Source organism: Pseudoduganella namucuonensis (assembly GCF_900116645.1).
GTDB lineage: Bacteria > Pseudomonadota > Gammaproteobacteria > Burkholderiales > Burkholderiaceae_D > Rugamonas > Rugamonas namucuonensis.
The window spans coordinates 23,148-40,305 of sequence record NZ_FPBO01000008.1 but is presented as its reverse complement, the minus strand read 5'-3'; the positions used below and the strand labels follow the sequence as shown (position 1 = coordinate 40,305).

The window sequence follows — 17,158 nt, the reverse complement described above, 5'->3', positions numbered from 1 at the left end:
CCGGTTGTGGTGAAAGAGAGGAGCTTAGGGGCCGACGAAGGCGGTCAGGACGACGCCTTGCTCGTCCAGCGAAATGAGCCACTGGGCGGTGCCGTGTTCGTAGCGCACCAGGTACTTGTCGGCGCCATTGGTGGCCACGCCGATAAACTCGACGGATCTGACATCGCCAAGCCGGTTCAGGTGCGCGCGCATGACGGGTTCCTGCCGCCGAATAGCCGCCGCCAGCTCTGGGCCGATCCCGTCGAGTTTCATCGGGGTCTCATTCAGCTGCGCGAACAGTCGCCGGAGGGCCGTTTCGGTCCCCTGCGTCGCCACTTGCAGCGCGACCTTGCGCGCCAGCCCGTCCTTGATTTGCTCTGCGAGCGCGGCGTCGATGCGCCTGGCCGTCAGTTCCTCCTGACCCTGCACGTGAAGCACCAAAGCGGTCGCGCGGCCTTGTCCATCGCGTATGGCTGAAATGCTCATCTTTAGCGCCGGAATGGTAAATTCGGCGTCGCCTGCCGGAACCATCTCCAAGGGTCCTTGCCCAGGGAGCTGGGCCAGCAGGCGAGCGCCGTCGCCGGTCACGCTGATAAGATGATCGCCCGCCACCCGATAGCTGCCAAGGTAGTTGCCGATTGCAGCAGGCCCCAGCGACTGCCCTTCGGATGGCGCCTTGAGCGCATTGGGCGGCATGATTTGCGCGGCGATGGCCGCGGTCAAGAGCGACAGGCAGGCCAGGGTGGCGGCGGCGCCACGGTTCCAGCGCGCCGGCTTCTTGAGCATGATTTGGATGCGCTGCTCCAGAAACGAGGCGCTCTCGGACATCGCCGCGGCCACGCCCAAGTAGCCCGACCGGCGCTGGCCGACCGCCAGCAGCGTCGCGCCGTAGTCCGCCAGGTTGCGCTTGTAGCGCAGGACGCGCGCATCGCAGTCGACCTCGATCGCGCGCCGCAGGCGGTGTAGTTGCCACCAGAGCGGCAAATTCCACGGCATCAGAATGAGCAGGCAGAGGGCGATGCTGAGCAGTTGCGGATCGAAGGCATCGAGATGGGCTTGTTCGTGCGCGATCACCAGCTCCTGCTGCGTGCTATCCGCCTGCGTGAGCCAGGCCGGCACCACGATGCGGGGCCGCAGCAAGCCCACTACCGCCGGGCCGGTATCGGGCGCCACCAGCACGTCGGCGCCGCTCATCCGGGCACTGCGCCAGTGACGCTTGCGCCGCATGACGATTGCGCCGCTGATCAACAGGCCGGCCGCGATGGCCGCCGATGCGGCGCCCCATGCGCGCTTGATGATGCGCGCATGGTCTGCTTCGCCGCCCCCAATGGCGCCGGCCGGCGCCGGTCCCACGAATGGCAGCCGCAGCGACGCCGATTCGCGCAGCACGACGATTTTTCGCGACACCGCCGGTGCAAACAAATCGGGCATTTGAACCGACACCGACGAAACCACGGTCGGGATCAGCAGCGAGGCCACGATCGCCAGCGCCCAGATCCAGCGCCGCGGTCCGCGCCGCTGGTGCACGGCCTGTTCGGCCAGCAGGGCCGCGCCGCTCAAAAGAATCGTCACCGCCACCACGTAGATCATCCAGGCGGTCATTTGCCGTCCTTGCCGCCGGCCTGCTGGTCGAGCAGTTGCTGAATGCGCGCGATCTGCGCCTCGCTCAACTTTTTGTCGGACACAAGCTGGGCGAACAGCAGTTCGGTGGAGCCATTGAACAGCTTGTCGGTGAGGTGCTTGAGCGCGCTCTTGCGGGCGGCCTGCTGCTTGACCCTGGCGAAGTAACGGTGGCCGCGGCCCTCCTCCTCGTGGCCGACGATGTCCTTTGTTTCCAGTGTGCGCAGCACGGTCAGCACGGTGTTGTAGGCCAGCTTGTCGTCCAGGCGTTCGCGCACTTCGGCCACCAGCGACGGGCCATGGGTCCACAATACCCGCATCACATCGGCTTCGCGGTCGGTCAGTGAAATGCTCATTGGGCTCTTATCAACTATAAAGATAGTTGATCATACCGCGGATGCGCCGTTTGTCAACTATAACTATAGTTGACAACCCTGATCCGGGCCCATCGGGCCGGCCAGCCCCGCCATTGGGATGGCCGGCCGCGCCTACCTCAGGGAATCACAACATAGTTGCTAAACCCGCCGTCGCGGTCCTTCAGGCCCGAAATGGCCTCGTTCACATCCGCCAGCGCGAACTTGCGGTGCTCCAGGTAGGACAGGTCGATGGTCCCGGTGCGCACCATCTCGGCCATCTCCTGCCCCTGCGCGGTGGAGAACCAGTTCGAGCCGATCAGCTGGATCTGCTCGTCCATCAGCCATTTCACGTCGATCGGCAAATCCTCCGCCACGCCGCCCACGTTGACCACCCGCCCGCCGCGCCGCACGCCCTTCATCGAGTCCAGCATGGTGGCGGCCGGCGCCTTCGCGCCCAGCGCGCTGATGGCGAAGTCGGCGCCCTCGCCGCCCGTCATGGACTTGGCCCAGTCGCCGGTGGAGCCCTCGCCCAGCCGCATCACCTCGATGCGGTCCGGCGCCAGCGCCTTCACGCGCGCCAGCAGGCGCTCGTCGCGGCCGGTGCCGAGGATGCGCGACACGCCCATCGCCAGGGCCAGCACGGTGGCGGCCACGCCCAGCGTGCCGGTGATGCCGTCGATCAGCGCCACCTGGCCGGGACCGGCGGCGGCGTTCTTCAGCGCGCCGTAGGAGGTGCCCAGGTAGCCGAAACGGCCGGCCTGCTCGAAACTCAGGTTGTCCGGCAGGTTGACCAGCGAGTAATCGGGCGCGGTCATGTATTCGCTGAAGCCGCCGTAGGGATACAGGTCGAAGATGCGCTGGCCGTCGCGGCTGGTGCTGAAGTAGCCGTTCAGCGTGTAGTAGCGGCACTGGCTGCGCTGGCCCGCCTTGCAGGCGCGGCACGAGCCGCAGGAGCGCAGCGGGCTGACGTAGACGCGGTCGCCCGGCTTGGCGTTGATGACGGCCTCGCCCACCTCCTCGATCACGCCGGTCGCGTCCAGGCCGAAGATGGCCGGGAACTTGGCCAGCGGCTGGTGCGGGAACCAGGTCGGCCAGTTGTTGATGACGTTGGCCATGTTGGGCACGATGCCGCAGGCCTTGACCTTGACCAGCACGTCGTTCGGACGCGGCTTGGGCACGGGGATGGTGTCCAGGGTCATCGGCGTGCCGAGCGCGTGCAACCGCGCCGCGATCATAGTTTTTTGCATGATGGTTCTCTTTCTATGGATGGAAGATGGTGCTCAGGGCGCGATGAAGACCGCGCCCTGGGGACGGAAACCGGCCGGCCAGATGGTGACCCATTTGCCGTTCTGCGCCTGTTTGAGCTTGGTGGACGGCGCGCCGCTGTTGAACTTGCCGTCGAAGCCGCGCGGCCCCAGCACGGTGTTGACCTGGTGGGTGCGCAGCCACGCCGCCATCGCCTTTTCGTCGAGGCGGCCGACGGCGGTGGCCGCCGCCTCCAGTATCTGCCAGGCGGCGAACTCGCCCGCCGCCTGCGATTCCACCTGCGGCCACGGCAGGCCGGCGGCCTTGGCGCGCTCGTTGTACAGCGCCATGAAGTCGGCGGCGCCGGCGTACTGCGTGAACGGCGCGTGGGCCTCGAACCAGGTCAGGCTGGTCAAGCCGTTCGACTGCGGGTTGGCCACCGTCGGCCCCGGCGCGGGGAACAGGTGGAACTGGCGCGCCGGCTTGTAGTCGATGCGCTTCATGGCGTCCAGCAGTTGCGTGGCCTCCAGGCCGATCGCGCCCGACCACAGCAGGTCCGGATTGGCGTCCTTGATGCGGGCCGCGATGCCGCTGAAGTCGCGCGTGCCGAATTCATACTCCAGCGACAGCACCGTTTTCAGGCCGCGCTTCGCCGCCACCTCCTGCCCGCCCTTGGCCAGGTCCAGCGCCGAGGGGAACTTGCTGGTGACGAAGGCGATGGTCTTGGGCGGCGTGGCGCTGCTGGCGTAGGCGTCCAGCACCACCTCGGTGTTGGCCGTGCGCGGGTCGGCGCCGATGGGCAGCGCGGGGAACTGCATGTCGTAGGGCGCCAGGTTGGGATCCCCGAGGCTGCTCTGGATGAACAGGCGGCCGAAGCGCTGCGCCACGCCCATCGCCGCGATGATGGCGCTGGTGCCGTAAGGCCCCATCAGCAGGTCGACCTTCTCCGCCGTCACCAGGCGCTCGTACAGCGTGCGCGCGTTGGAGGGCTGGGACTGGTCGTCGAGCAGCACCCATTCCACCTTGCGGCCCAGCAGTCCGCCGCGCTTGTTGAGCAGCTCGACAAACACTTCGCCGGCGATCTTGTGGATGGTGCCGACCGGCGCCAGCGGCCCTGTCAGCGGCAGCGTGCCGCCGATACGGATGGGCGCGCCCTGCTGCGCGAGCGCCGGCAGGGTCCAGGCCAGCGCCAGCGCGCCGCCCGCCGCAAGAATGGCGCGCCGCTGTGATTTGTTGTTGTCCATTTCTCGTCTCCTCTTTCCCACGGGTGAATTAGCGGTAGCCCTCTTCCAGCTCGATGCCCAGCAAGCCCATGATGCGCACGCCGGAGTTGTACCAGGCGATGTTGAGCGACAGCTCCACCAGCTGGCTTTCGCTCATGAACGCCGCCACCCGGTTCCAGGCCGCGTCGCCGACATCGACCTTGAGCGTCGATTCCCGGGCCAGCGCCATCACCGCCCGCTCCTCCTCGTTGAACAGCGGCGAGTTGTCGAAGTCGGCGATGGCCTTGAGCTGTTCGGGGCTGATGCCCGCCTTCAGGCCGTGCGACTGGTGGTGCGCGATCTCGTATTCGGAACCGGTGCAGTGGCCGACGGTGAGGATCGCCATCTCGCGCAGCTTGGGGCTGATGTCCGACGCCCGTATCGCGTTGGCGTAGGACAGGAACTGGTCCAGTATCCTCGGCGAGTGCGCCATGACGCGGAAGATGTTCGCGGTGGGAACCTTGCGTTCGCGCTCGAGGCGATCGAACAGGGGGGCGCCGGCCTCGCCGAGGTCCGAGCGCTGCAGGTATTTGACGCGTGCCATATGTTTATCCTTGGTTTGAATTGGTTGCCGAAAGCTTTTGCACGTAGCTCTCCAGCGTTTCGGGTTTGGGTTTGTCGGCCGTCTCCAGCATCGCCGCGCCCTCGAAGCGGGTGGCCTCGAAGTACCAGCGGCGCGGCGCCGGCAGCCCCCAGCGCACGTTGGTGCTGAGGGTGGCCGCGTCCCAGCGCACCGGTTCGATCTCGATGTCGATGGTCTGGTAGTGGCTGTTGAACAGCTCCACGCGGTGGCCGTCCGGGTCGCGCAGGTAGACGAACAGCATGCCGCCCGGGCCGTGGCGGCCGGGCCCGCGCTCCACCGCCGTCGAGTAGCCGTAAATGCCGGCCAGGTCGCAGCCGGTGAAGATGTTGTGCGACTCGGACACGGTGTAGGCGAAGTGGTGCAGGCAGGGGCCGTCGTTCTGCACGATGGCCAGGTCCAGGCAGGTGCCCTTGCGGTACATGAAGGCGCCCAGCAGCTTGTCGCCGTGCGACAGGTATTCGGAATTGCGGAAGCCCAGCCGGCTGTAGAAGGCGCAGGAGGCGTAGGTGTCCGGCGAGAAGATCTGGTAGTGGTCCAGGCGCTGGCCGTGCGCGCCCTTGAACTTCTCGATCTCCAGGTACATGCGCGGCCGGGTTTCCATCGTCGCGCACAGTTCGAGCTTGGTGCCGAAGGGATCCTCGACGTGCAGCGTGCGGCCCTGGTAGGGCGCGTCCACCCACTCGGCGGGCAGGCCCTCGGACCTGAACCAGGCGTGGGCCAGGTCCAGGTCCTCCTCGAAGAACACGCGGAAGCCGATGCGCTTGCAGGTGGCCTCGCCTTCGGTCTGCACCAGCACCATGCTGTGGTGGCAGGCCTCGGCCAGCCCGCGCAGGTAGCAGGTGTCGGCGGTTTCGTCCGAGACCACCAGGCCGACGATGTTGACGTAAAAGTCCCGGCTCTTCGCCAGGTCGGCGACGTGGAGGACGACGTGGCTGGCGCGCGTGATGTTGAACGGGGGCCGGAGATTGACTTCAGGTAGCATAAAAACCTCGCTGGGGTGGGTGTGGGGTTAGAGCTGCGCGCGCAGCAGCTTGATCTCGGCGGCCAGGTCGTCGACGGCGGCCAGCGCGAACTGCAGGCTGGCGTCGTCGGTGAGGCGGCCGTTGTCGATCTTGGTGTGGATCGCGCCGATCACCACCGGCGGCCGCGCGATCACGCGCGACAGGGTGCCGGCCAGCGTCTCGCGCAACTGCGCCTGCGCGCGCACGCCGCCGGTGAAGGCCGGCGAACAGGTGATGATCAGCACCGGCTTGCCCTTCAGCGGCGAGGCGAAGGCCGGGCGCGAGGCCCAGTCGAGCGCGTTCTTCAGCACGCCGGACATGCCGAAGTTGTATTCGGGCGAGCTGATGACGATGCCGTCGCAGTCCGCGATGGCCCGCTTGAATTCGCCGACCGCGGCCAGCGGCTGCGGGCCGTCCAGGTCCTGGTTGTACAGCGGGATGCCGTCCAGCGGCAGCAGCGTCATTTCCACGCCTTCCGGCAGCGCGCCCTTCAGCGCGCGCAGGACGGCGGTGTTGCCGGACGCCTGGCGCAGGCTGCCCGAGATGCCGATCAAACGTATGGTGTTCGTGGGTGCGGTGTTCATGGTGCTTCCTCTTGATGTGGTGTTGGGGGTCATTGCGGCCGTTCGCGGAACGGCAGCGCGGACCAGCCGCTGAAGGCCGCCGCGCCGCCCAGCGCTTCCTCGATGCGCAGCACCTCGTTCCATTTGGCCATGCGCTCGGAGCGGGCGAAGGAGCCCACCTTGAGCTGGCCGGCGTCCCAGCCGACGGCCAGGTGGGCGATGGTCACGTCCTCGCTTTCGCCGGAGCGCGCCGAGACGATGGTGCCGAAGCCGGCCGCCTTGCCGGCCAACAGCGCGGCGTGCGCCTCGGTCACGGTGCCGGCCTGGTTGGGCTTGACCAGCACCGCGTTGGCGCTGCCCGCCGCCGCCGCCGCCGCGACGCGCTCCGCGTTCGTCACCAGGAAGTCGTCGCCGATGATCTGGCAGCGCGCCCCGTAGGTCTGCGTGAAGTGGCGGAAGCCGGCGGGGTCGTCCTCGGCCAGCGGGTCCTCGATCGACAGGATGGGATAGGCGTCCAGCCAGCCGCCCAGCATGGCGATCATCTGCTCGCTGTCCAGGGTGCGCTGGTCCAGCGCCAGCGTGTAGCGGCCGCCGCGGCCGAACTCGGAGGCCGCGATGTCGAGCGAGATGCCGGCGTCGCGGCCGGGGCGCAGGCCGGCGTCGGAGATGGCTTGCACCAGCGTGTCGAGCGCCTCCTCGTTGCTGTCGAAGGCCGGCCAGTAGCCGCCCTCGTCCGCCACCCCCTGCAGCTTGCCGGCCCGCTTCATCAGGGCGCCGGCGGCGCGGTAGACCTCCGCGCTCCACTCGATCGCCTCGCTGAAGCTGGCGGCGGCCGGGCACATGATCATGAAGTCCTGCACGTCGACGCGCCGCGCCGCGTGGGCGCCGCCGCCGAAGATCTGGATTTCCGGCAGCGGCATGCGCACCGGCCGCCCGCCGGCCAGGTGGCGCCACAGCGGCGCCCCGGCGGCGGCGGCGGCGGCGTGCAGCACCGCCATCGAGGTGGCGACGATGGCGTTGCCGCCCAGGCGGCTGCGGTTGGGCGTGCCGTCCAGCGCCACCAGGCGCGCGTCGACCGCGGCCTGGTCGGCGGCGTCCATGCCGGCCAGCGCCTGGGCGATGGCGACGTTGATGGCGGCCAGCGCCTTGGTCACGTCGAGCCCGCCGAACGGGGCGCCGCCGTCGCGCAGGTCGAGCGCCTCGCCGCTGCCGGTGGAGGCGCCGGCCGGCGCGATGGCGCGGCCGACGGCGCCGCAGGCCAGCGTGACCTCGGCCTCCACGGTCGGCCGGCCGCGTGAATCCCAGACGCGCCTGCCGTGCAGGCGAACGATGCTTGTATCAGTCATGAGTGTTCCTTGTGTGGGTTGAAATCGCGCGTTCCGCCCCCGCTTCCGCCCCGATCAGGACGAAGGCCAGCGTGGCGGATCGCCCGCTTTTGTTGCGCCAGGCGTGGCGGGTGCCGTTTTGCACCACCACGTCGTGGCGGCGCAGCAGTTCGGCGCGGCCGTCGTCGAGCTCCAGCCAGATCTCGCCGTCGAGCACGATGCCGTAGTCGACGGTCGGCGTGGCGTGCATGCCGTCGGCCTCGAAGCGCTCGGCCAGGCCGGGATTGAGGGCCAGGTTTTCCGCCGCCGCGGCGGCCGGATCGAAGCGCGGCGCGGCGAACACGCTGTCCGGCGGGAAGGTGACGACCAGGAAGCGCGTGCCGCCGGCCGGGGGCACCATGCTCGCCACCGCCGGCGTCGGATCGGCGCCGGCGAACGGCAGCGCGGGCGCGGCCTCGGTCGCCCACACCAGGCGCGACATCATGCCGGGGATGTGCCGGAAGGCGTCCGAGCGGGGCGGCGCGGTGTCGAGGGCGACCAGCGACGCGCCGCCGTCGTCGTGTCCCGTGACGACGCGGCGCAGGATCAGCGGCACGCCTTCGTTGTTGCCTGGATCAGATGCCAAGGTAGGCCTCCCGTATGCGTGGGTTGTTCAGCAATGCGCCGGGCTGGCCCGACGTGACGATGTTGCCCTGTTCGATGACGTAGGCGTGGTGCGCCACCTCGAGCGCCTTGTTGATGTTCTGCTCCACCAGCAGCACGGCGACGCCGCGCTCGTTGATCATGCGGATGATGCGGAACATGTCGTCGACCACCGCCGGCGACAGGCCCAGCGAGGGCTCGTCCATCAGCAGCAGGCGCGGACGGGCCATCAGCGCGCGGCCGATCGCCACCATCTGCTGCTGGCCGCCGGACATGGAGCCGGCGATCTGGTGGCGCCGCTCCCCCAGGATGGGGAACAGCTCGAACACCTCGGCCAGCGCCTCTTCCCGGGCGGCGCGCGCGCCGGGGCGGTGGCCGCCCAGTTCCAGGTTCTCCAGCACGCTCATATGGCCGAACAGGCGGCGCCCCTCGGGCACGATGGCGATGCCGTGGTCGCACACCCGGTGGCCGGCGATGCGCGCGATGTCGGTGCCGTCGATGCGGATCTCGCCCTTGGCCGGGCGCAGGATGCCGGCGATGGCGTTGATCAGCGTGCTCTTGCCGGCGCCGTTGGGGCCGACCACGGCGACGATCTGGCCGGCTTCGATGTCCAGCGTGGCGTCCCAGACGGCCGGCGCGTCGCCGTAGGCGACATGGATGTTTCTCACTTCAAGCAGCATGGGAGGCTCCCAGGTAGACGCGGATCACGGTGGGATCCCGCATGGTTTCGCGCGGCGGCCCCAGCGCCAGCAGCACACCCTGGTCGAGCACGGCGACGCGGTCGGCCAGCGCGACCACGGCGCGCATCAGGTGTTCGACGAAGACGATGGTGGTGCCGCCGGCGCGGATCTTGAGGATCATCGCCACCGCCTGGTCGACCTCGGTGGGCGTCAGGCCGCACAGCACCTCGTCCAGCAGCAGCAGGCGCGGCCGGGCGGCCAGCGCGCGGGCGAACTCGACGAACTTGCGCTCGTGCAGGTTCAACGCGGGCGGCAGCAAGTCGGCCTTGTCCGCCAGCCCGGTGAAGGCCAGCCATTGCCGGGCCAGCGCGTCCGGGGTGGCGCCGTCGGCCTGGTCCTGGCGGCCGAAGGCGGCGCACAAGCGCACGTTCTCCAGCACCGTCAGGTGCTCGAACAGCCGCGGAATCTGGTAGGTGCGGGCGATGCCGCGGCCGGCGATGGCGTGCGGCGGCAGGCCCGAGATGGTCGCCCCGTGCAATTCGATGGAGCCCGAGCTCAGCGGGAAGTGGCCGCTGATCATGTTGATCAGCGTCGACTTGCCGGAGCCGTTGGGACCGACCAGCGCCAGGATCTCCCCTTCCCTGACCTGCAGGTTCACGCCGCGCAGCGCGCGGATGCCGCCGAAGGACTTGGCCACCTCGCGGCACTCCAGCAGCACCGGGCCCTGCGCGGCCAGCGTGGCCGGACCGGACGGCACCAGGTTGAGCGCCTTGCCGGCGGCCGGCGCCGCCCCGGCGGCCCCGGCGCCCTTGCCGCCGACGCGGCGCAGCACGCTGGGCACGATCCCCTGCGGCAGCAGCAGGATGACGACGATCAGCGCCAGCGCCACGCCGGCGCGCCCCAGTTCGGCGTGCGCGCCGCCGACGAAGGCGCTCAGTGCGATGGTGATCAGGGTGGCGCCGACCGCCGGCCCGGCCCAGTGGCGCGCGCCGCCCAGGATGCTCATCAGGACCACGTACAACGGCACCGTGATGGAAAAGGTTTCGCCCACCGTGACGTAGCCGACATAGCCGGCCTGGATCGCGCCGGCCGCGCCGGCGATCGCCGACGAGATGGCGAAGGCGGCCAGCTTGTAGCGGAAGGTCGGCACGCCCTTCACCTCGGCCACGTCCTCGTCGTCGTGGATGGCCAGCAGGCCGGCGCCCAGGCGGGAACGCAGCACCAGGCGCGAGACGGCCAGCGCGCCCAGCGCCAGCGCCAGCCCCAGCAGGTACAGCGCGCCGGACACCGAGGCGCCGAAGTCCGGCATGGCGACATTGCTGAGATAGACGCCGGCGCCGCCGTCGATGGCCGTGTTGGAGATGACCGCCGCCAGCACATAGGTCACCGACAAGGTCAGCAGGGCGAAGAACTCGGCGCGCAGGCTCTTGACGCGGAACACCACGGCGCCGATGCCGGCCGCCAGCAGCGCCGCGACGGCCGCCGCCGCCGGGATGGTCAGCAGGAACGGCAGTCCCAGCTTGCCGGACAGCGTGGCCGTGGTGTAGATGCCGGCGCCGAAGAAGGCGGCGTGGCCGAAGCTCCAGTAGCCGGCGTAGCCGCTCAGGATGCCCCAGCTGGTGCCCAGCGCGATCCAGAAGAAGATCACGTACAGATACGACAGGTAGAAGTCCGCGACCCCGGCGTAGGGGAGCGCGGCCAGCATCGCCACGGCGGCCAGCGCCGCGGCGCGCAGCGGGTGGCGGATCGGAGCCGCCGGGGTCGGGGCCGTTGGGGTCGGGGCCGTTGGGGTCAGAGCCATTTTGGTTTCCACAGCAAGAGGATGATCAGGATCGAGAACGCGACCAGCGGCGCCCAGGCGGGATTGACGGCGGCCATCGTGATGGCCTCGGACACGCCGATCAGCATGCCGGCGGCGAGCGCGCCCAGCGGGTTGGCCAGGCCGCCGATGATGACGACGGCGAACACGACGCCGATCCAGGCTTCGATCTGCGACGGCGCCAGGGTCGAGGTCAGCGCGATGAACACGCCGGCCACGCCCGCCGAGGCGGCGCACAGGCCGGCCAGCACATAGGACAGCCGCCGCGCATTGATGCCGAACGCCGCCGCGATGGGGCCGTCGTGCGCCACGGCGCGCAGCGCCTTGCCCAGCGAGGTGCGGTGCAACCCCAGCCAGGCGCCCAGCGCGAGCAGGACGGCGCAGACGAAGGCGAGCAGTTCCAGCACCGGCACGAACAGCGGCCCGACGCGCAGCGATTCCTGGGTGTAGCTGGTGTCGTAGGTGCGGAAGTCGGCCGACCATATCCACTGGATCAGCGACTCGATCAGGATCGTGACGCCGAAGGTCACCAGCATGGAGGCGAACTCGGTGACCTTGAAGCGCACGAAGAGCGCGTGCAGCGCCAGGCCGGCCAGGAAGAACAGCGGCACGATCAGCACGGCCGACAGCCAGGCCGGCACGCCGAAGCCGGTGCCCAGGTGGTAAGTGAGGTAGGCGCCCAGGAAGGCCAGCGCGAAGTGGCTGAGGTTCACCAGGCGCAGCAGTCCCCAGCTCAGGCTGAGGCCCAGCGCCAGCAGGGCGTAGATGCCGCCATGGAGCAAACCGCCCAGGGCGGATTGCGCGAGCAAGGTCAGGCTCATCGCATCCCCCCGCTGGCGCTGCCCGCCGCGGCGGGGATGGGGGCGGCGCCCCCGGGGCCGGGCAGCGGCTGCCGCACGGGACGTGGTGTGTAGGTCATGCTGGTCTCCTTTTATTGCTAACGTTTGCGCACATTCTGGCAAACCTGCGGCGTCCTTGTCAACAACAGAATTGTCATTCACCAAAACAGAGCGCGGACACGGCGCGTGGCGGGCTTGACTCGCCGCCCGCGATTTGCTAACGTTAGCACTCATTCGCGGAAAAAGGCTTGCTTATGTCATCCAATCACATCATCCGGTACGCGCTGGGACGGCGCGTCCACTACGGCATCGTCGAGGACGGCGCGACCATCGCGCGCCTGGCGGACGCGCCCTGGCACGGGCTGCGCGCCAGCGGCGAACGGGACACGCTGGCCGCGGCCCGCGTCCTGACGCCGGTGCCGCTGCCGCGCGTGTTCGGCCTGGGCTACAACTACAAGGCGCACTCGCAGGAGGTGGGCAAGCCGGTCCCGGCGGCGCCGGTGCTGTTCATGAAACCCAGCACCTCGGTGATCGGCCCGGGCGAGCACATCGTCTATCCCGCCGGTGGCGAGAACATCCATTTCGAGGGGGAACTGGTGGCCATCATCGGCAAACAGGCGCGCCATGTGCCGGAATCCCGGGCGCTGGATCACGTGCTGGGTTACACCTGCGGCAACGACGTGAGCGACCGCGTGCTGCAGCGCCGCGAAAGCGAATTCGGCTGTTTGCTGGCCGGCAAGGGCTACGACACCTTCGCCCCCATGGGGCCGGTGATCGCCACCGGCCTGGACCCGTCCAGCCTGCGCATCGTCACGCGGGTCAACGGCGCCGTGCGCCAGGACGGCAAGACCGCCGACCTGCTGTTCCCGGTGCCCTACCTGATCGCCTACCTCAGCCGTCATATGACGCTGCTGCCGGGCGATATGATCATGACCGGCACGCCCGCCGGCGTCGGCCCGATCAAGCCGGGCGACACCATCGAGGTCGAGATTCCCGGCATCGGCGTGCTCGTCAACGACGTGGTGATGGAGGAGCTGGATGCGCGGGACACGCGCGGGTAGCGCCACGCCACAGGCGCGGACTTGGCACCTGGCTCGCGAAAATCGCGAACCAGGCGCTTGCCGCGTCGGCGGGAAGCGTTACTCCAAAGCAAAAAGCCCGCTCTTTAGCGGGCTTTTCCGTGTCCGGACGGAACGGATCAGGCGTACTGCAGTGACATCGCGGGCCGGTGCGGCGGCATGATCGGCGGCCCCAGCGGCGTGCGGCGTGGATCGATCGCCGGTTCCGGCATATGGTAGGTGTAGGGATTGATGATGATCGGCGGAATAGTAGGCGGTGCGGATGGCGGCCCTTTCGGCCCGCCCGAGCACTGTACTGCGCTGCGCTGGCGCATTGCACTGCCGGATCCCGAGGATATCGATTGACCCTCGATAAGTTCTAGCCAAGCCATATTGCCCTCCATGTGCAAGATAGGTATTCAGTATAGGCAACCATAGCTTTAATTCAAGGTGAAAACTGCCGCTTTTTCCGGCAAACCCGGCATGTCCGCCCTTGCGCGCCCGCCCTGGCGCCATTCACCCCGCCAAATCCGCCGTCCGTCGCACGCCGCTGGCGGCGGCCGTCGCGCCGCCGTAAAGTTGAACCATACCAACCACCACCGTACGGGGAAACACCATGAAAAAGCTGCTCGCATTCGCCATCATCCTGCTGCTCGCCATCGCCGCGTTCGACGCCATCGATCCCAGCGACATGATCGTCCACATCGGCGACGAGGAGTTCGACGGCCCGCTGGGCGCGCTGCTGGGCCTGGTGTTCGGCGGGGTCGGCATGCTGATCGCGGCGATCGCCCTGACCTGCGCGGCGGTGTTCGTCGGCTTCCTGTTCGCCGGACTGGGCATCCTGATGGTGGTCGGCCTGGCGCTGCTGGCCCTGGTGCTGGCGGCGGTGGTGGCCCCCTTCATGCTGCCGCTGCTGATCCCCGCCGCCATCGTCTGGTTCTTCGTGGCGCGCAACCGCCGCCACCGCGAACAGGAAACCCGGCACTTGAAGGAACAAGCGGTGTAAGCATGCCCGGGGCGCGGTCCGCCCCGCGTCCTCACACGACACTCCCCTCCAAACCGGGCTCCTCGTCCTCCTCCGTGTTCACCCTGTTGCGCCCGGCCCGCTTGGCGCGGTACAGCGCCTTGTCGGCGCGCACCAGGGCCGCGTCGCCCCCCGAGTCCGCCGCGTCCATGGCCGCGATCCCGATGCTGACCGTCACCGCCACGCTGTGGCCGTCGATCTCCAGCGGCGTGCCGGCGATGCGCTGGCGCAGCCGTTCGGCGAACGCGGCGGCCGCCGCCAGGTCCGCGCCCGGCAGCAGCACCGCGAACTCCTCGCCGCCCACCCTGCCCAGGATGTCGATCTTGCGCTGGCTGTCGCGCATCAGCGCGGCCATGTGGCGCAGCACGGCGTCGCCCGCCGCGTGGCCGTATTCGTCGTTGATGCGCTTGAAATGGTCGAGGTCCAGCATCAGCACGGCGGCCAGGCCGCCGCGCACGCCCACGTCGCGCTGCAGCCGGGCCTGCTCGTCGTCCAGCCGCGCCATGAATTCGCGCCGGTTCGGCAGGCCGGTCAGGAAGTCGGTGGTGGCCAGCACCAGCAGCTCGTCGTTCATGCGCTTGCGCTCGGTGATGTCGACCGTGGAGACGATCACGAAGTCCAGGCTCTGCGTGTGCCCCGGCATCACCAGCAGGGTCAGCTCGTTCTGGCGGCTGACGCCGTCCAGCCTCTGGTAGCTGCTCTCGCAGGCGAACAGGTGGGCGCCCTGCGCCAGCGCCGCCAGCGCGCGGCCGAAGCTGGGCATGGCGGCCTCGTCGAAGTTCTGCGCCAGGCTGAGCGCGGAGATGTCCTTGCCGCCGGGCGGCGCGCCCACCTGCGCCAGCGCCGCCGCGTTCACGTCCATGATGCGCACCAGGCCCGCCATGCGCGCGATCTGGCTGGGGTTGTTCTGCAGGTAGAGCGGGATGTTGTCCACACCGGACTGCTCCAGCTCCTGCAGCGCGGCGCGCACCGCCGACCAGTCCTGCTCCCACAGCGCCACCGGCGCGTTGTCGTACAGGCTGCGGAAGCGCGCCTCGCCGGCGCGCAGCGCGACGCCGGCCTGGGCCTGCTCGATGGCGATGCCGGCCAGCCGCGAGGCCTGTTCGATCTGCGCCAGGTGGGCCACGGTGGGCCGCCGCGCCTCGCGGTGGAACACGGCGAAGGTGCCCAGGATCTTGCCGGTCGCGCCGCGGATGGGATCCGACCAGCACGAGGCCAGCCCGGCGCGCAGCGCCAGGTCGCGGTACTGCGACCACAGCGGGTCGCTGCCGATGTCCTCGACGATCACGCGGGTGCCGGTCAGCACCGCCTGGCCGCAGGCGCCCTCGCCCACCTCGATGTGGTGGCCGTCCAGCGCGGCGTTGAAAAACGGGGGCAGGCTGGGCGCGGCGCCCACCATCAGCCGCCGTCCCTCCTCGTCCAGCAGCAGCACCGCGCACAGCATGCCCGGGTTGCCCGCCTCCACGCCCTGCACCACGCTCTCCAGGATGGCCGGCAGCGGCGCGCCGGTGGCCAGCAGCTCCAGCACCTGGCGCCGGGTCTGCTCGCGCCGCTCGCCCAGGGTGCGCTCGGTGACGTCGCGGAAGGACCACAGCCGCGCCGGCGCGCTGCCCAGCCTCAGGCCGCGCGTCAACTGCTCGATCACGCGGCCGTCCTTCAGTTGCAGCAGCTCGCGCCGCTCCTCGTTTTCGCGCTGCAGCCGCGCGCCCGTCTCCAGGAAGGGCTGCGGCTGCGCCAGCCGGGCCGCCATCTGCTCGAACAGGATGGCGCCGTCGCCCACCCAGTCCAGGTGCTCCGGCACGTTCCACAGTTCGCGGAAGCGGCGGTTCGAGTTCAGCACCACGCCCTGGAAGTTGTCGACCAGGATGCCGTCCACCGTCGAATCCAGGATGCTGCGCAGCACCACCTCGCTGCGCTGCGCGCTTTCCGCCATCGCCACCAGGCTGGCCTGGCCGGCCTCGAGCTCCCCGGCCATCGCGCGCGCCCGCTCCAGCGCCTCGCGCGCCTTCAGTCGGCTGCGCGCCAGCAGCCAGGCCAGCGCGGCCAGCACGCAGCTCAGCACCACGCCGGACAAGCCGATCAACCGCGCCTTGCCGTCGCGCTCCGCGCCCACGGCGCCGCCGGGCAGGCCGGCGATGCGCACCGTCCAGCGGTGGCTGGCGATGCTGATCTTCTGCGTGGTGTGGCGCATGCCGGCGCGCGGCGCGCCGGGCGCGCTGTCGTACATGCGGGCGGCGTCGCCGACGGCGTCGCCGTCGTAGATCTCCACGTCCAGGCTGGCGCCGCGCTCGCTGCCCAGCCCGGCCATCACGTCATCGGTGCGGAACGGCGCGTACACCCAGCCCTGGATGGCGGCGCGGCGCTGCTCGACCGAGGCGCGCGGCAAGGCGTTGTGGTACACCGGCAGCGCCACCAGGAAGCCGGCGCGCTCCGCGCCCGCGCTTTCCTGCACCAGCCGGATCTTGCCCGACATGGCCGGCATGCCGGTGTCGCGCGCCAGCTCCAGCGCGGCGCGGCGCACCGGTTCGGACAGCGGATCGAAGCCGAAGGCCTTCAGGTTGTCGCCGCCGAAGGGCTCGATGTAGACGATGGGGGCGTGCCACTCGCGCATGCCGTCCGGGGAAACCGAGTAGTCGGGAAAGCCGTCGCGCCGGATGGCGGCGACATGGGCCTCGCGCTGCGTCCCGGGCACCAGCCGCATGTAGCCGACGCCCTGGATGCCGGGGAAATGCTGGTTCAGGCCCTGGCCGGCGAGGTAGTTGCGGAACTCGTCGCGGTCGACGAAATCGGAGCTGGCGAACAGGCCCTGCACACCGTACAACACCTGCACATAGGTCTGCATGCGCTGCGCGATGTTGTTGACCAGCTCGCGCACGCGGAAATCGAAGTCGGCGCGGGCGCTCTGCTCGGCGTCGGCGCTGGCGTCGGACCACAGCCACCACGTCGAGCCCAGGCACACGGCCAGGACCAGGCCCGACACGTTGGCCGGGCTCAGCAGGTCCTGCAGCGGCCGGCGGTGGCGGGGTTGGGGCCTGGGCCGGATGTCGGGAGCGTCCATGGTTTTCGCGCGCGGGGAAAACAGGCAGTGACATCGATAGTACGTTAGGCGGGGAATGCAGGCAATGTGCTGTTGTGGATATGCGGCAATAAACTTTGTCTCAT

At 69.4% G+C, this 17,158-nt stretch carries 15 protein-coding genes; 2 read left to right on the top strand and 13 right to left on the bottom strand.

Annotation, left to right across the window (positions count from 1 at the left end):
* Positions 1-24 precede the first annotated feature (24 nt).
* From BM436_RS10710 to BM436_RS10655, 12 genes are all read right to left on the bottom strand, one after another.
* Positions 25-1,581 carry a M56 family metallopeptidase gene (locus BM436_RS10710; RefSeq protein ID WP_093555514.1) on the bottom strand — a complete coding sequence of 519 codons (1,557 nt, stop codon included), beginning with the start codon at positions 1,579-1,581 and terminating at the stop codon, positions 25-27.
* Complete coding sequence (locus BM436_RS10705) at positions 1,578-1,955, bottom strand: BlaI/MecI/CopY family transcriptional regulator (protein ID WP_093555513.1); 378 nt, start codon at positions 1,953-1,955, stop codon at positions 1,578-1,580. The genes BM436_RS10710 and BM436_RS10705 overlap by 4 nt, the downstream gene beginning before the upstream one ends.
* A 137-nt stretch (positions 1,956-2,092) precedes the next feature.
* Positions 2,093-3,202: an alcohol dehydrogenase catalytic domain-containing protein gene (locus BM436_RS10700; RefSeq protein ID WP_093555512.1), complete on the bottom strand. Its 1,110-nt coding sequence runs from the start codon at positions 3,200-3,202 to the stop codon at positions 2,093-2,095.
* 33 nt (positions 3,203-3,235) lie between these two features.
* On the bottom strand, positions 3,236-4,444 hold the full coding sequence (locus tag BM436_RS10695) for an amino acid ABC transporter substrate-binding protein (protein ID WP_093555511.1): 1,209 nt from the start codon (positions 4,442-4,444) through the stop codon (positions 3,236-3,238).
* Positions 4,445-4,472: 28 nt separating this feature from the next.
* Positions 4,473-5,006 carry a carboxymuconolactone decarboxylase family protein gene (locus BM436_RS10690; protein WP_093555510.1) on the bottom strand — a complete coding sequence of 178 codons (534 nt, stop codon included), beginning with the start codon at positions 5,004-5,006 and terminating at the stop codon, positions 4,473-4,475.
* A 4-nt stretch (positions 5,007-5,010) separates the two neighbouring features.
* Complete coding sequence (locus tag BM436_RS10685) at positions 5,011-6,027, bottom strand: VOC family protein (RefSeq protein ID WP_093555509.1); 1,017 nt, start codon at positions 6,025-6,027, stop codon at positions 5,011-5,013.
* 27 nt (positions 6,028-6,054) lie between these two features.
* Positions 6,055-6,630 (bottom strand): NADPH-dependent FMN reductase, encoded by a 576-nt coding sequence (locus tag BM436_RS10680; protein ID WP_093555508.1) that lies wholly within the window; start codon positions 6,628-6,630, stop codon positions 6,055-6,057.
* A gap of 29 nt (positions 6,631-6,659) precedes the next feature.
* Entirely contained in the window at positions 6,660-7,955 is a 1,296-nt protein-coding gene (gene eno / locus BM436_RS10675; RefSeq protein ID WP_093555507.1) for a phosphopyruvate hydratase, read from the bottom strand.
* Positions 7,948-8,559 (bottom strand): cupin domain-containing protein, encoded by a 612-nt coding sequence (locus BM436_RS10670; RefSeq protein WP_093555506.1) that lies wholly within the window; start codon positions 8,557-8,559, stop codon positions 7,948-7,950. The genes eno and BM436_RS10670 overlap by 8 nt, the downstream gene beginning before the upstream one ends.
* Positions 8,549-9,256, bottom strand: a complete 708-nt coding sequence (locus BM436_RS10665; protein ID WP_093555505.1) for an ABC transporter ATP-binding protein — start codon at positions 9,254-9,256, stop codon at positions 8,549-8,551. The genes BM436_RS10670 and BM436_RS10665 overlap by 11 nt, the downstream gene beginning before the upstream one ends.
* Positions 9,246-11,057, bottom strand: a complete 1,812-nt coding sequence (locus BM436_RS10660; RefSeq protein ID WP_093555504.1) for a branched-chain amino acid ABC transporter ATP-binding protein/permease — start codon at positions 11,055-11,057, stop codon at positions 9,246-9,248. Before BM436_RS10660 ends, BM436_RS10665 begins: the two co-directional genes overlap by 11 nt.
* A complete protein-coding gene (locus BM436_RS10655; protein ID WP_093555503.1) occupies positions 11,048-11,896 on the bottom strand; it encodes a branched-chain amino acid ABC transporter permease in 849 nt (282 codons plus the stop codon). Before BM436_RS10655 ends, BM436_RS10660 begins: the two co-directional genes overlap by 10 nt.
* A gap of 272 nt (positions 11,897-12,168) precedes the next feature.
* On the opposite strand from BM436_RS10655, the gene BM436_RS10650 reads away from it, so the two are divergent.
* Entirely contained in the window at positions 12,169-12,975 is an 807-nt protein-coding gene (locus BM436_RS10650) for a fumarylacetoacetate hydrolase family protein (protein WP_093555502.1), read from the top strand.
* A gap of 613 nt (positions 12,976-13,588) precedes the next feature.
* Entirely contained in the window at positions 13,589-13,978 is a 390-nt protein-coding gene (locus BM436_RS10645) for a hypothetical protein (protein ID WP_093555501.1), read from the top strand.
* Between the two features lie 31 nt (positions 13,979-14,009).
* Here BM436_RS10645 and BM436_RS10640 read toward each other — a convergent pair whose 3' ends face one another.
* On the bottom strand, positions 14,010-17,054 hold the full coding sequence (locus tag BM436_RS10640; protein WP_093555500.1) for a CHASE domain-containing protein: 3,045 nt from the start codon (positions 17,052-17,054) through the stop codon (positions 14,010-14,012).
* Between the last annotated feature and the right edge of the window lie 104 nt (positions 17,055-17,158).